Raw genomic sequence first — 12603 nt, 5'->3', positions numbered from 1 at the left:
ACCACAATAGTTACTTTCCAACTTAAATATCCTGCAAGCAGGTGCTTAAAACTGTGGTTATCAAAATTGGGCATGCTTGCGCAGATAATGCTGTTGGTTGGATACAGAATGAAAAATCAACCAGCATTTAAGCAACGCATCTGCCAAGGCGCTACAAAACGCCACAATAACAAGCCTGTTAACTAATCGACACAACCAAAACTTCAGCTCAAAGATATAGCTGAGGCTTCAGTGTGTCTTTTTATCCTCAATACGTCTTATATATTATATGTGGAGATAAATTATGGATCTTTCTCATGTGCACTGCAGCTGCCACCAACTGTTTGAACTGAGCGATCATGATCGGGCTATGTCCTGCCTGAAAGATTTTTTCGTTCCGCACCCCTCCGCCGAGCGATTGTTCAAAAAGATGGACATGATCATGTCCATGCCAAGGAAGGTTGTTGCCCCTTGCTTGCTGTGTTTGGGTAAGGGGGGCGTCGGAAAGACGAGCATGATCGAGGAGCTTGGACGCAGGAATATCACTTCTGTGAACCGAATTGTCACCGTGACGATGCACCAAAACGCGGACAACATGGGTCTGAAGGAGCTGATACTTGCCGAGATGGGGTTGGACACGAGCCGCAGAGCCCGCCAGTCCCGTAGGATCAGTCCGGATCTCCAGCATCTCATCAAAAGCCAGAACATCAAAGCCATTGTCATTGATGAGGTGCATGATGCGCTTACACTCTCGCCTTTCCAGCGAAAGGTCAATCTGTCGCTGTTGAAGAACCTTTCCGGTTCCACTTATGGCCTTTCGGTATTCGCCTTTGGTGTGCCTGACGCCGCCCGCTTCTTAAGGGAGGATCCGCAACTCGCTCGTCGTTATGCAGTTCACGACCTGGAGACTTGGTCGAATGGCCAAGATGTTCGGAACTTCGTGTTCAGCTATATCCACCGGCTGCCCCTGAAAAAGCCGACGGACTTTCGTGACCAGGAACTCTGCTTGGCCATTGTCGAGAAGTCGCTGGGGATCACCGACAACATCGTCAAGATTCTGCAGGCATCGGCTTGGGCTGCAATCGCAGACGGTACCGAACGCATCACGCTCAAGCATGTCCGTGACGTGGATGCCATCATGGCGATGGAACTGGGAACGAGTTTGCAGGGCCTGCACGACGTGAGTATGGAGAAGGACTGCGCGTAATGACGCCCTCTCAAGCTAAAGCTCTAGCTCGAGAAGTATTGGAGGACGATTTCGTCCTCCCGTATTTTTCAACGGAACAGCTGGTCATGATGAAGACTTTAGAGCAATCCATCTGGCCCAGAAACCTACCCCCTCAATCAAATGCAGAGGCAAATACAGAAACAAATACAGAGTCAAGCGTGATGCTGCTGGATGGTGTTTCAGGATGCGGCATCACGACATTATTCAGAACGCTGCATCAGCGCCACCCTAGTAGCACTCAGCTACTGCAGGGTGATATGTACATTGGCGGATCAGAATTTTTGGATCATTTGTCTGATGCATTCCATGTCAGGCGTAAGTACCATCCCAAAAAAAGGGTACTGGCGCCAAATTTGGTACGGACTTTGTCGCTCTCATCTCAAAAAATGATTTTGGTCGATGATCTAGATGTCCTGGCGAGTGACATTGATGACTATGATACAGTTTTCGGTGTTATTCGTCTTCTCTCAGAAGAAATTCGAGATCTCAAGTTTGTAATTTCAACGCGCAGTGCTCTACTGCAGAAAAGGTTCGACAGGTACTTGCGGCTTGGTTGGCGCCGCTACACATTTAGGCAGCGGCTGACAGATGAAGAATACCATGGGTTCGCGAATCGACTATGGGGGAGGTTGAATTGTGAGTACTCGCTCAACCTTACTGCAGAAAGCCTTAGAGTCTCAGAGCCAAAATTTGGCTTAGACATTCAGGACGTCAATAGGTCACTCAGGCTGAAACTAGTTGAGCGCTTCCTTCACCAGCAAGGCGCAGTGGCGGCGCTCAGCACGACGAATGATTTAAATGAGTACGAAAGTTATGTCCTCCAGTTTCTCTACACCTGAGGTCTACCCGGGGCCTTTTCCTAACCCTTATTCTAAAATTTATCCTGAGCCTTATCCTGATGAAGCGCTTTCATCCTGGATGTACAGAGTGCGTGAAGTCCAGCCTGAGCCTGAAGTGCGAGCGTTTTGGGGTATGCCATCCGACGCGTGGGAAAGCTCAGCGCTACGCGCACCCTACATCGAAGCGCTAGGAGGCAGAGGTAAAGACTATGATTTTGACTTCAGTCTACCAGGGGTCAAGGCCTTTGCAGAATGCTATGAGATCTCGATGGAGTGGATCGAATCCACGTTCCGTCCCTCTGAGGCTCAAATCATACCGATCTACTTTCGATCAGATTACTGCCTTGCTTGCATGGAGGAATCGGTGACGGCAACGGGCTTTCCAGTGTATCTCAGAAGCTGGCGATACTTATTGAAGCCGTTTTGTCAGGTGCATGGCTGTGTACTGCGTAGTGCTGGAAATTATCTGCATGACTCAGTGGATTTTGCGATGGATGTATTCGAGTACGACAGCGCTCGTGGTCATGAGCTGGAGCGGGAAACGAAATGGCTCGAGAAGGACAGTGCAGTGCAGCTACTTGGCAGGATGGTCGTTGAACGCGCATATAAATTAATGAAAGGTTGTCACGATCAGGCAGTACAGCGTAGCGCTGAAAACTTTCTGTTGACGCTTCTTCGCCTTTCACTGAGGGCCGAGGTCATGGGTAATTACACGTCAGTGCTGAAGTTCAGCGTTCAGTCGAGTAGTGAATTTGATAATGTAAATGGAATTTCCCTGTTTCATCAGTTGCCATTGCGCGTCACTGCGATCGCCCGCGCTCGGGCTTTTTACCTGATAGGCCTGTTATTGGGGTGGATTACCGACGAGCAGGCCGCGGATGCTCGGCAAGATCACGACGTATATCTGAGCACCTCGGGATCTTCATTGTGGCGGCGACTTGACTTGTCGCAGGGCGTTCGTACGGTGCTGCAGGTGTACAGCACTGATTTGTTGGGCGTATCTTCTTTGAAAGGGTGGGAGTAATAGCATGTATAAATATCTCGCACCCCTTTACTGGGTTTCTAGTTTGCGCATCCGTACGGTGCACGCTAACGACTACGCTCTCACGCCAGTCTGTTTCTTGATTGATAGCGCGACTGGTATGATAATTTCGTACAGCTTTAGCTATGGCTTGCCACCTTGCAAACTGCACTACCTCGCACAGCTAGCGATTCAGGAAAAAATGGCTCGGCCAACAGCAGCCAAAAATTTGTACAGGAGTGCGTCAGGGGACATACCTTTGGCGAGGCGGAAAGTTGAGGTTGATAGATGCCAGTTGTCTCTTGAAACATACAAATATCCTAGACCTAATACGTTCGACTGGTCAAAGGCTGGCATGCTTATAGCGCATCTTTTTTATGATTGGGATTATTCGATGCTCAGCGAGCTTGATAGTTTTCAAGTAATTAATTCAAGCCAGCTTGTCCGGATGTTAGATCGTGTAGTAGGTCGCTTCAATAGTGCCGTTGACTCCGGTGTTGTCACCTTCTCTGACGTCTGAGCCCGAGCGTTCTGACATGTGCTATCACCTACTTGCGTGCTTGTATTTTGGCTGTGCTCACCTGCTAATCCCTATAAGGGGTTCACAAGGTGACCCGCACCCATAGCCTGGGGTCAAGCGCCCTTATTGACATAAACTGCTTCTGGCGTCTTCCACAGTTTGCTCACTGTCGACTTTGCGAGTCCCAGCAGCTCCGCAGTCTCCTTCTGTGTCTTTCCCTCAGCCTTGCACTGAAGCACCGCCGCTCGATTGGCGGCGCCTGACCGAATGCGACCGTGCACTGATTGAAGCTTGCCGTCGGTGAATTCGCCGTCGAGCTTGACCAGGACACCGAGCTTCTCAAGCTTGGTGATCTCGCCGGCCAGGTGTTTCAAAAATTCCTTCGGGGTCTGGCTACGGACATGAGCGCTGGCGACCGCCACGAGCGCTACAAGGTCAACGTCCAATGCAATGGCGATGTCTTCGAGCGAGGACAGGGTGGGGCTGCTTTTCGCGCGCTCGAGGTTGTTCATGTGCCGAGCTTCGACCCGGCCATGAAAATCTTCTTGAGACAGGTTTCGGGCGGTGCGTGTCAGTCTCAAGACTGCGGCCAGCGGTTCTCTCAACGACATTTGGAATACCCAAAGCCGAGGATAAAGCCATATTGCACGGTTCGACTCCATGCAATATAGTGCTGCGAAATGAACCCATTCGCACGCTTGCACCCTGTTGTGATCGAAGGCGGAAAGCAGGAATGCTTCCACTCCATTGTGCCGGTAGTCCCGGCACGCGTGCGCTCTGTATCCCAGTCGGCGTCAATTTACCGCTAAATCCTCAAGGTCAGCATTTTGAGAATCAGAATCTACTCAGACCTCCACGCGGAGTTCCGCCGTTTCGACCCGCCGCCCCTCGATGCTGGGGTTGACCTGGTAATCCTCGCCGGCGACATCAACAAAAAGGCCAGAGGCGTCCATTGGGCGAGCGAAACCTTTGACTGCCAAGTCGCGTACATCGCTGGGAACCACGAGTACTACGATGGCCACATTGATCGCACGCTGCGAAAAATGAAGGACGCCGCGGCCAGCCATGTCCACGTGCTGGAGAACGAAGCCTTGATTCTGGATAGCGTCAGGATCCTGGGTACTACTGCCTGGACTGATTTCACCTCCACAAGCGATCCGCTCGCGGCTAGCAGGGCTGCCAGGGAATGCATGAATGACTTCAAATACATCAGGGCGGATTTGAGCTACAGGCGACTTCGAACGGAAGACCTGATTACCCGGAACCACATCGCCAAGGACTGGCTGACTCAACAGCTTGCTCGACCGTTTGACGGCAAAACGGTAGTGGTGACCCATCACTCACCATCCCCCGTGGTGATTGGTGATCAGCATGAAGGGCATCTTACTGCAGCGTACACCAATGACTGGCCGCACCTAATTGAGGAGGCCGATGTGTGGGTGTTTGGTCACACGCATGATGCTACAGATGTTGAGTTGACGGGCTGCAGAGTAGTGTCGAACCCCGGTGGCTACCCTGGGGAGAGCACCGGTTTTGACCCATTCTTTGAGATTGAAATTTGATGTCGGATTCTGCGAAAGCCCTGAATTTTCTTGAACTCCGAGAGAGCACACAACTGAAGACGAATGTGCCCTTGGAAGTCGTTCGGGCACAGCGCGAGGACTGGGGCGTCATCGTTGATGCGTACTTGTCCCAGGCTGGGCGCGTTGGCCAGCGATATGCAGCCAAGGTCTTCAGCGATCTATCTGGCCTCAACGCGAATGGAATGACCGTTGCTACACCCCCTTTGCAGCTTGTGGAGGAAAGGGCTGGGTTTAAGCTCATGCGCAGTATCAGCGGGAACGACCACTTCGTGATCACAAGCGAGATGAGCACATAGTGGATCGATTTCAGGCCTGGTACAGGATAAAGCGTAACCGCGTTAACTTGGCTTCCCTTGCTCAATCAGAGCGGGCGATTTTTACGAGTGATTCAAATCACGGGTTTCACTCGCCTCAATTTTGTGGCTGCTAGGGTGATTTAGCTGCTGCTCCGTAGATTAATGCGCCTAAGGAAGATGCATGTCCGACCTCAAGAAGCTCACGTTGACTGTCAAGAACTTTAATGTCAAGGCCAGTGCCGATCTTGATACGCTATATGACACGGTTCGCTGCGAAGATGACCTGGGAAACACCTTTCACTTTAAGGAGGTCGTGATGCTCAACTACCTCAAGCGCCATGGCGCCATGATGACTGATAGTCCGCGAGCTTGGTATTTCAAGCACCTGACCAAGAAGTCTATCGTTTTGGTGGCAGTCGGGAAACCGGATGGAAAAGTTGAGTATGATCTTGATCATATGAAGCTGGTGACTAGGTCTAGCGTTTTGAAAGGAGTTATGATGGCTGTGGCCGCGGTTCCTGCAGGGGTTATTATTGCAACTGCCACATACGGTCTCGGTCTGTTGTTCATTCCAATGGCGCTTTTCTACAGTTACAGGGCTGTCTTCAAGATTCCGCGTATGTTGCGTCGTAAGACACTGGTGAGCGATTTGGCTCAGCACGGTGTTATCGTTCGCTAGTCGCAAAATCTTAATGTCGGCTATGATCTATTCTCATTTTCTTCTAGGAAGCGTTGATGGTCGCGGCGGTGATATTTGACGTGTTCGGTACAGTTGTCGAGATTCGGAACCGTCAGAATCCGTACCGGCAGCTCGTGCGCCTGGGTGCAAAGCAAGGGCGCGCGGCATCCTCGAACGATCTGGAATGGATCATGACCCATGACACTGAGCTCCACGAAGCCGCGGATGCCCTTGGAATCCACTTGGGCTCTGGAGATCTGGCTCTGCTGAAGGATGCTCTTGAGCTCGAGCTGCAGTCGATCCAGGTGTTTGATGATGCCTGGGCCGCGATTGAGCTGCTCAGAGCATCGGGCACAAAAATTGGCGTCTGTTCAAATCTGGCAGGGCCTTATTGCAGAGAGGTGCGGCGGTTGCTTCCGGGCCTTGATGCCTATGCCCTTAGCGCGGAGTGCGGCGTGATGAAGCCCGACCCAATCATTTACCGAAGTGTATGTTCAATGCTTGGTATTGAGCCCGGGAATTTATCCGATCCGAAACATGGGCAGGTCTACATGGTGGGCGACTCAAAGAAATGTGACGAACAAGGGCCGCGTGCGTGCGGAATTGTGGGAACACATCTGGATCGCTACGGGGCGGGACGGTTCCAGAACTTGCTAGAGTTCGCCAAATCAATCGTCATATAGAGTTCATCCCGATCCACCTTTTGCACGCGCCTTCTGTGATGGCGGGCGGGTAACGAAACAAGCGAGTGAAGATATTCAACCGGAATAGTATGGCTCTTACTCATCCTGAGGTATAAGCATGAACATGCTTGAGATCGTAGCGCCATGCAACACTGAAGTGATCAGTTGTTGGAGTCTTGATCATCGTAGTCACATTGCTCGGTACCAGCAGATATGTTGGGTCGCAAACCAGGTCTTTGGTAACTCCGCGCTCAGTGCTGATTGGATGAAAACTTCAAGAGTAGAATTTGGCGGTCAAGCCCCATGCTTCCTACTCTCCACTTCATCAGGGTATTCAGTGATCTATAAATGGCTCATGCGCCTCGATCACGGGATCTGCATCTAACTAATGGAGATGTAAAAGGCCTCATCGGTAAAATGAGGCCTACTTCACGGGTTACCGGGTCTTCGGATACCAGTTGCTGTCACCTGCTGCGATTTCGCCGGGATTGTAGCCATAGCGGATTTTGAGCACTGACTTCAGTTCGGCATAGTTGCCGGAGAGGGTGTCTTGGATCATGGACACATAGAGGTCGAACGAGGGGTGCTTGCGCCAGTAGTCTCTGTAGATCGCCTTCGATAGCGATCGATCGAACCATCCGCGCAGCAGCAACAGCAAGCCCTCGAGTCGTACCTCAGGGCTCTCTGCGGAGAGCGCCTGGTTGCGACCATCACGCTTCATCACTTCACGCTGAGCATAGTGGGCAGGGCTGTAGCTCAAAGCTTCGCTCGCCTCATGGAAGCGCTCATGAACCTCTCGGTGGGCTTCGCGATCTTCTTTGAGGTCAGCCGCGAAGCTGAACTCGCAGAACGAGCATTTGCTCACGCCATCAGAGTCAGGGGAGGTGTGGACATGCAGCATGAGCCATTGGTCATACAGGCGGGTCGCTTCATGGTAGTTCCTGACCCCCAGCTCTTGGATGGCAGCCTTGTCTTGACGCTGACAGAGCTTGAGGGAGGGGTAGGTGTCTTTCAGTGCTTTCGCGAGACGTTTGACTTGCTTGATGTGGCTGTAGGTAACCTGCATTGTGCAGCTCCTGCTTACGGGCCTGGCGTCCACTACAAGGCAACCTGATGATATTCAGGTCGGGGTTTTTCAACTGTCACGATAGTGCTAGAGCTTCGCGGGCGTGGACTGCAGGCACCTATCGAGCACCTTGCGCGGCGAGACTAGCACCATCGCCTTCGGCTGACAATCTGGGCAATGGAAGGCGATCGATTGGCCGCAGAGGTCTCTATTAGAAGTCCCAAGCTGCTCAAGCGTAAGCGTACGGCTGTTTTGGATACGCCGAAATGTACGCTCAAATTCTCCGAAACCAGGTAAAAGAGGCGGTGATTGACAGGCTGGCTGTCGAGGTAGAGGAAGCCATGCCCGCGGTTACGGATATCGTAAATCAGAGCAAGCCGCGCGAGCCTCTCAAGGAAGGCCGTCTTCGGCATGAGCAAGTGGGCTGCGAAAACGTTGGCTTGCCACTCCAGTCGCTCCACATCCGCGGTAGGCATTTGGGTGCTTTGCTGCAGTTCGAAGTCTCGAGGGTGGAGCAACTCGCGCTCAAGGTAGCGACCGTGTTCCAGATAAAAATGCCCTAGCTCATGGGCCAAGGTGAAACGCGCTCTTGGTTCGTTCTTGTCGTCAGCGAAGATTTGGATTAGGGGTGGATTGAACGAGATACCGCCAAGGGCTGACATAGATGCTCGGCTGAAAGTAACTCCCAATCCGCTAATTTTGAGCTCGTGATCGATCAGTTTGGACAGGTTCACACGTCCGCAGGTGTAACCGATATCCTGCAGTACCTCATTTGCTTTCGCCTCAATCTGATGCTCCGTGAGATACGTAACCCACTGCCTAACAGCGGGCCGGTGCTGTATCACATGCTCCAGTCTCGCGTTCTGGCCGTCAGGGGCCGCCAGCAGCCCCTGGAGAACCCCACTCCAGGAATTTGTGAAGCCGAGAGGAGTGGTGGCGTAGGTGCTATGCAGTGCTGGCTCGTACGATTGCTCGATCATTGCGTTGCGGATTGCTGCACTCCTGCGCTCAGAGGCAGTCATCGTTCCCGCGAGCAATGAACGAGAGAGCTCCCATTTGAAATTGCCTTCATCCAGGTACCTAACCGCAGCCATGCCTTTGTTGCGGGCGAAATTCAGTGCACTCGACTGGAAAGCACTTGCGGATACGAAAATACCTTTACCGTTAAGGCTCGCGACCTGATCGATTTTCGAGCTGAACTCTTCTACGTCGTCGATTGGGATGGTGCCATCGTAATTTTTGCATTCGATCAGCACGATCACTGAGGGATCCTCCCTATCCGGAAGTCGCACCTCGATGGCAATATCGAACACGATGAAGCTCTCTCGATATCGGGAGAAATACTTTTTCTTGCGAAAGATCTTACTGAACTGAGGCGCGAAGAGGAGTCTGCCGGCTGCTAGCTCACCTGAGAGAAAATCGAACACCTTTTGCTCAAATATCTCTCCTTTGGCATAGGTGCTTAGCTTCGGTGTATCCGATACTGGAGGCGTCATTCCGTTCCGCAGGCCTTCTCCAAGTCATTAGGCCGGAACAATAGCTAAAAGCCATGACGCATCCAAGCCTAGGGCTGGCTCCACAGGTATGGGTAGGTCATCTTCTTATCCGCTCGGCCCAGCGACCAACGCGCCACCAACACAGGCGAGCAGAGCATTGGTCGAGGATGCCGTTCCTGGATCTGGCGACGGTCAAGCTTGGGATGTATCGAAGCTTAATCGGGGATAATGGCCGGTCTCAATGGCGACACTTAGGATCTGATCAAAGGCCGAAAGCAACTTGGCCTCAGACGAGCAATACCGGGTCATTCGCTCGAACTCCGCATAGTCAAAGAAAACTACCGGCAACCCGAATTTTTCCATGGTTTTGATGGCCAGATCGCTGTAGATATCAAACTTGTCGAGAAAAAGCTCCTTCACCACGACCACACCCACCAAAGGGCGGGCAGACAGATCAATGTCGAGCTTCTCGTTATCCTCGAGCTTGAGCTCAAGGCCGGTGGTTCGTCGAATGCACGATACTGCGCCCCCGACCTGTGAAAGCCCCCCTTTAAGCTGACTCACCGACTTGCTTTGCTTTCGCTCGAGTGAAGTTCTAAGGCCTTGATCAGTGTTAGGGCTATCTTTCGCCTGGATGAGCAAGGTGCAGTGAGTCCCAGCCACTGCAATGTCGACGAGTTCCTCGTTGTCGGCCACCTTCACGGGTGAGTGAACAATCTGCCTAGGTGTGTAGGCGCGCTGCAGGAGCATGATGATATCTAACTCTTGTTGAGCGCCCGGCTCGGGGCGCTGAAGCGTGGAGCGTGAGAAACCCGGAGACCCCAGATAGCCATGCGCATCTTCGCGCAGGTTGTAATGAACGAGGTCAACCGGTAATAGGGTGTGCCTCAGCTTCACTGGAATGGCTCTGCAGTCATCATCGTCACTGCGCCAGGCGAACCACTCGTGCGCGCGCTGCATCAACTCAACACCATCGCTTCGGGCAGCTTTTGCACAGGACTGCAAAGCAGCTCGGAAAGCGGATAGCTCAGCGTAAGCGTTGCAGGCAAACACCTCACGATTGTGTTCGTCAAAAAAGCAAACATCGAATGCATTCGGTAATTTCTCGAGCGCTTCTGGCAATCGCTCACCAGCGATCAGTGGAGACAAGATAGTGAGGGGGCTGTCGGCGTTGTCAAAAAAAGCCGTTACTACAGCCATGCAGGGCTGTCCGCTGATCTGCGCCGGCGCCAGGTAGAACTTGAACTCACCTTCGAGCTTGGCGGTTAGGATGCTCTCTTTCGACGCCTTGATGATGAGCACTGTGCGGTTCAGCCCCGACTGCTGGCTACTTAGGACACTCAAGCCCCCTGAGAACGTCGCAACGCAAGCCGCGAGTTCCGGTCTCATGATGGTCAAATACATAGTCGTTCCAAGCTCAATCGCTAGTTCCAGTTCGAGTTTTAGTCGCCGCGCCGTGCGGATGTTGAATTCACCGACTCAGAGCTCGTAAGGAGGCGCACCTACTGGCAGCAGATTACGTCCAGTTCAAACCCAAAGACTGAAGATCCGGGGTAAGGACTCGGAGAGGTGATAGGGTCACCGACGGGGTGCGCCTAGACGCCGCGGCACTGAGTCACGCGAAGGTGTTTCTCATGAAACCTTCCGTCCCATCTGGAAGAGCGCGGCCTCTATAGATCGTAGATCCGGGAAATTGACAGGCCGCTCAGCCTTGGCAAGTGCAGCACCCAGTAACCAATTGGCCCTCACGTTCCAGAGGTAATGGTCAGCAGGGTCGCTTCTCAGTGTGGTGAAGACGGATCTATCGGGGTTCCTAAAGGGCGCCATTTTTCCGTTCCCTGGCAGGCAGCCGAATCTCAGCGACGATGGCAAGCTGTTCACTGGCTGCCTCAGATCGTCTACCCACCAGCGGCGTACCAGCCAGGCCAAAGCAGCGGCGACTCGGCTGTCGTAGATGATGAAATCTTCAAGCAGAAGGGCGTAGACCTTGGTCATGCCCGAGTTGAAGCGCAAGTTGGCAATGGTTGTGGTGTCATCGCCCCGTGAGTGGTCGAAAACAAAAGTGTTGAGAATCGCGTGTAATCCAACGTGGTTGTGCAGCAGCCAGGGCTTGTTACCTTTGTTGTTTTTGTTGGTGTAGACACCTCCCCAGTGAAAAATGGCGGCTACTGCTCCTGCGAGCTCAACGTGCTTGGCAGCACCGCCGGTGTAGGCTTTGCGAAGCTCATGCTGAAGCGTCCTAAGGACGGCAGCGTTTGTGGCCAGGTCGCTATTGCGTAGCATCGGAGGTACGACAGGGTGTCGATACGGGAATCCTGGAACCGATGGCGGAAGTGGAGCTTTAGCCCTGAGGGGCCATTGGTACGCGCTCAAGGCATCGTGGAGATGGACATAGGACGCAGTGTCCGGGACTGCAAAATGGATAGGAGCGCCGTCCAGCCTGCGTGCCAGCCATTCGATAAAATCGACGACCCGTCCAGTGGTGTATTGGCTTTGGTGCATACGCTCTTTAGAACTCAAAGACGGAACGGTTTAGCCTGAAACCCGAGGCTCATGCTGGTAACGTGACAAGATAGTAAGTGTGAGCTTTCGTGCTCACTCTTGGCATATCACGCACCCGAAAGCACCGACCTCGGTGCAGGCAGCAAAAAAGGACGACAGCAACCAATAAAGCTGGACGAAGTAGGGGCTTGGGGTACGCCCCGCCTCGATGTCTTTGAAGGCTTGTTCAACAGCAGTTTTGCTCAGTGATGAGGTGACGATGGCCACCCGTTTGAAGGTATGAGGGGCATTCCGGCAGAACTCAACCGCAGTTCGGGAGGCCGCGGGTGTACCGCGACAGGTACGATGAATCCGCGTCGTCACTCCACCATTGCTATAGAGCCGATCCCAAAGGGCGAACTTGTTGGCCATGGCGGCAGCGGGTAGTGCGAGATTGCCCAGGTTCTTAATGGCCTGGCTCACAGAAACGTGAAACGCGCCGGCGCCGAGCGTGAGATCGCCATGCTTTGCGTGATAGAACGTGATCCTTGGAGCAGCAGGATCCGTGCGAAATCCTATGAAGTCAGCCCACTCATCACCGAGGTCATCGCAGACCATGACATCGTCATCGGGAGCGACCGTCGACAGTACCGCGCCGAAAGTGGAGTCAGGATCGAACATCCGTTGGGCAGCAGTGAATGCGCCTTTCTCATCCGTCACGGTCGCGAGTTG

The 12603-nt window shown here is 52.9% G+C and carries 14 protein-coding genes; 8 read left to right on the top strand and 6 right to left on the bottom strand.

Features of this window, described 5'->3' with window-relative positions; translation table 11 throughout:
* Window positions 1-283 precede the first annotated feature (283 nt).
* The 4 genes from APH25_RS02850 to APH25_RS25415 are packed head-to-tail and all read left to right on the top strand — an operon-like array spanning window position 284 to window position 3587.
* Complete coding sequence (locus APH25_RS02850; RefSeq protein WP_256217478.1) at window positions 284-1186, top strand: TniB family NTP-binding protein; 903 nt, start codon at window positions 284-286, stop codon at window positions 1184-1186.
* Window positions 1186-2046, top strand: a complete 861-nt coding sequence (locus APH25_RS02845; RefSeq protein ID WP_060480991.1) for a hypothetical protein — start codon at window positions 1186-1188, stop codon at window positions 2044-2046. Before APH25_RS02850 ends, APH25_RS02845 begins: the two co-directional genes overlap by 1 nt.
* Entirely contained in the window at window positions 2006-3070 is a 1065-nt protein-coding gene (locus APH25_RS25420) for a hypothetical protein (protein WP_177331152.1), read from the top strand. The genes APH25_RS02845 and APH25_RS25420 overlap by 41 nt, the downstream gene beginning before the upstream one ends.
* Window positions 3071-3074: 4 nt before the next feature.
* On the top strand, window positions 3075-3587 hold the full coding sequence (locus APH25_RS25415; protein WP_156333127.1) for a hypothetical protein: 513 nt from the start codon (window positions 3075-3077) through the stop codon (window positions 3585-3587).
* Between the two features lie 113 nt (window positions 3588-3700).
* On the opposite strand, the gene APH25_RS02835 is transcribed toward APH25_RS25415, so the two are convergent.
* Window positions 3701-4099 (bottom strand): helix-turn-helix domain-containing protein, encoded by a 399-nt coding sequence (locus APH25_RS02835; RefSeq protein WP_256217477.1) that lies wholly within the window; start codon window positions 4097-4099, stop codon window positions 3701-3703.
* Window positions 4100-4414: 315 nt separating this feature from the next.
* On the opposite strand from APH25_RS02835, the gene APH25_RS02830 reads away from it, so the two are divergent.
* The 4 genes from APH25_RS02830 (at window position 4415) to APH25_RS26170 (ending at window position 7213) form a co-directional block, all read left to right on the top strand.
* On the top strand, window positions 4415-5149 hold the full coding sequence (locus APH25_RS02830; protein WP_060480989.1) for a metallophosphoesterase: 735 nt from the start codon (window positions 4415-4417) through the stop codon (window positions 5147-5149).
* Window positions 5150-5647: 498 nt separating this feature from the next.
* Window positions 5648-6145 (top strand): hypothetical protein, encoded by a 498-nt coding sequence (locus APH25_RS02820; protein ID WP_060480987.1) that lies wholly within the window; start codon window positions 5648-5650, stop codon window positions 6143-6145.
* 56 nt (window positions 6146-6201) lie between these two features.
* A complete protein-coding gene (locus tag APH25_RS02815) occupies window positions 6202-6828 on the top strand; it encodes an HAD family hydrolase (RefSeq protein WP_060480986.1) in 627 nt (208 codons plus the stop codon).
* A 118-nt stretch (window positions 6829-6946) separates the two neighbouring features.
* Complete coding sequence (locus APH25_RS26170) at window positions 6947-7213, top strand: MbcA/ParS/Xre antitoxin family protein (protein ID WP_082428193.1); 267 nt, start codon at window positions 6947-6949, stop codon at window positions 7211-7213.
* Between the two features lie 51 nt (window positions 7214-7264).
* Here APH25_RS26170 and APH25_RS02810 read toward each other — a convergent pair whose 3' ends face one another.
* From APH25_RS02810 to APH25_RS25615, 5 genes are all read right to left on the bottom strand, one after another.
* Window positions 7265-7894 carry a hypothetical protein gene (locus APH25_RS02810; RefSeq protein ID WP_060480985.1) on the bottom strand — a complete coding sequence of 210 codons (630 nt, stop codon included), beginning with the start codon at window positions 7892-7894 and terminating at the stop codon, window positions 7265-7267.
* 143 nt (window positions 7895-8037) lie between these two features.
* A complete protein-coding gene (locus APH25_RS02805; protein WP_060480984.1) occupies window positions 8038-9390 on the bottom strand; it encodes an ImmA/IrrE family metallo-endopeptidase in 1353 nt (450 codons plus the stop codon).
* Window positions 9391-9582: 192 nt separating this feature from the next.
* Window positions 9583-10794, bottom strand: a complete 1212-nt coding sequence (locus APH25_RS25835; RefSeq protein ID WP_256217476.1) for a hypothetical protein — start codon at window positions 10792-10794, stop codon at window positions 9583-9585.
* 228 nt (window positions 10795-11022) lie between these two features.
* Window positions 11023-11673: a hypothetical protein gene (locus APH25_RS02795; RefSeq protein ID WP_060480983.1), complete on the bottom strand. Its 651-nt coding sequence runs from the start codon at window positions 11671-11673 to the stop codon at window positions 11023-11025.
* A gap of 312 nt (window positions 11674-11985) precedes the next feature.
* Window positions 11986-12603 (bottom strand): hypothetical protein (locus APH25_RS25615; RefSeq protein ID WP_060480982.1); only part of this gene is annotated, 618 nt, incomplete at its 5' end.

Source organism: Pseudomonas sp. NBRC 111119, from assembly GCF_001320125.1.
GTDB lineage: Bacteria > Pseudomonadota > Gammaproteobacteria > Pseudomonadales > Pseudomonadaceae > Aquipseudomonas > Aquipseudomonas parafulva.
The sequence above is the reverse complement of the archived record's forward strand: the minus strand, read 5'-3'. Positions and strand labels throughout refer to the sequence as shown.

What these genes read in the sequence shown, in the direction of transcription:
- APH25_RS02850 (WP_256217478.1), top strand. Translation starts at nt 284, where the DNA reads ATGGATCTTTCTCATGTGCACTGCAGCTGCCACCAACTGTTTGAACTG.
- APH25_RS02845 (WP_060480991.1), top strand. Translation starts at nt 1,186, where the DNA reads ATGACGCCCTCTCAAGCTAAAGCTCTAGCTCGAGAAGTATTGGAGGAC.
- APH25_RS25420 (WP_177331152.1), top strand. Translation starts at nt 2,006, where the DNA reads ATGAGTACGAAAGTTATGTCCTCCAGTTTCTCTACACCTGAGGTCTAC.
- APH25_RS25415 (WP_156333127.1), top strand. Translation starts at nt 3,075, where the DNA reads ATGTATAAATATCTCGCACCCCTTTACTGGGTTTCTAGTTTGCGCATC.
- APH25_RS02835 (WP_256217477.1), bottom strand. Translation starts at nt 4,099, where the DNA reads ATGAACAACCTCGAGCGCGCGAAAAGCAGCCCCACCCTGTCCTCGCTC.
- APH25_RS02820 (WP_060480987.1), top strand. Translation starts at nt 5,648, where the DNA reads ATGTCCGACCTCAAGAAGCTCACGTTGACTGTCAAGAACTTTAATGTC.
- APH25_RS02815 (WP_060480986.1), top strand. Translation starts at nt 6,202, where the DNA reads ATGGTCGCGGCGGTGATATTTGACGTGTTCGGTACAGTTGTCGAGATT.
- APH25_RS26170 (WP_082428193.1), top strand. Translation starts at nt 6,947, where the DNA reads ATGAACATGCTTGAGATCGTAGCGCCATGCAACACTGAAGTGATCAGT.
- APH25_RS02810 (WP_060480985.1), bottom strand. Translation starts at nt 7,894, where the DNA reads ATGCAGGTTACCTACAGCCACATCAAGCAAGTCAAACGTCTCGCGAAA.
- APH25_RS02805 (WP_060480984.1), bottom strand. Translation starts at nt 9,390, where the DNA reads ATGACGCCTCCAGTATCGGATACACCGAAGCTAAGCACCTATGCCAAA.
- APH25_RS25835 (WP_256217476.1), bottom strand. Translation starts at nt 10,794, where the DNA reads ATGTATTTGACCATCATGAGACCGGAACTCGCGGCTTGCGTTGCGACG.
- APH25_RS02795 (WP_060480983.1), bottom strand. Translation starts at nt 11,673, where the DNA reads ATGCTACGCAATAGCGACCTGGCCACAAACGCTGCCGTCCTTAGGACG.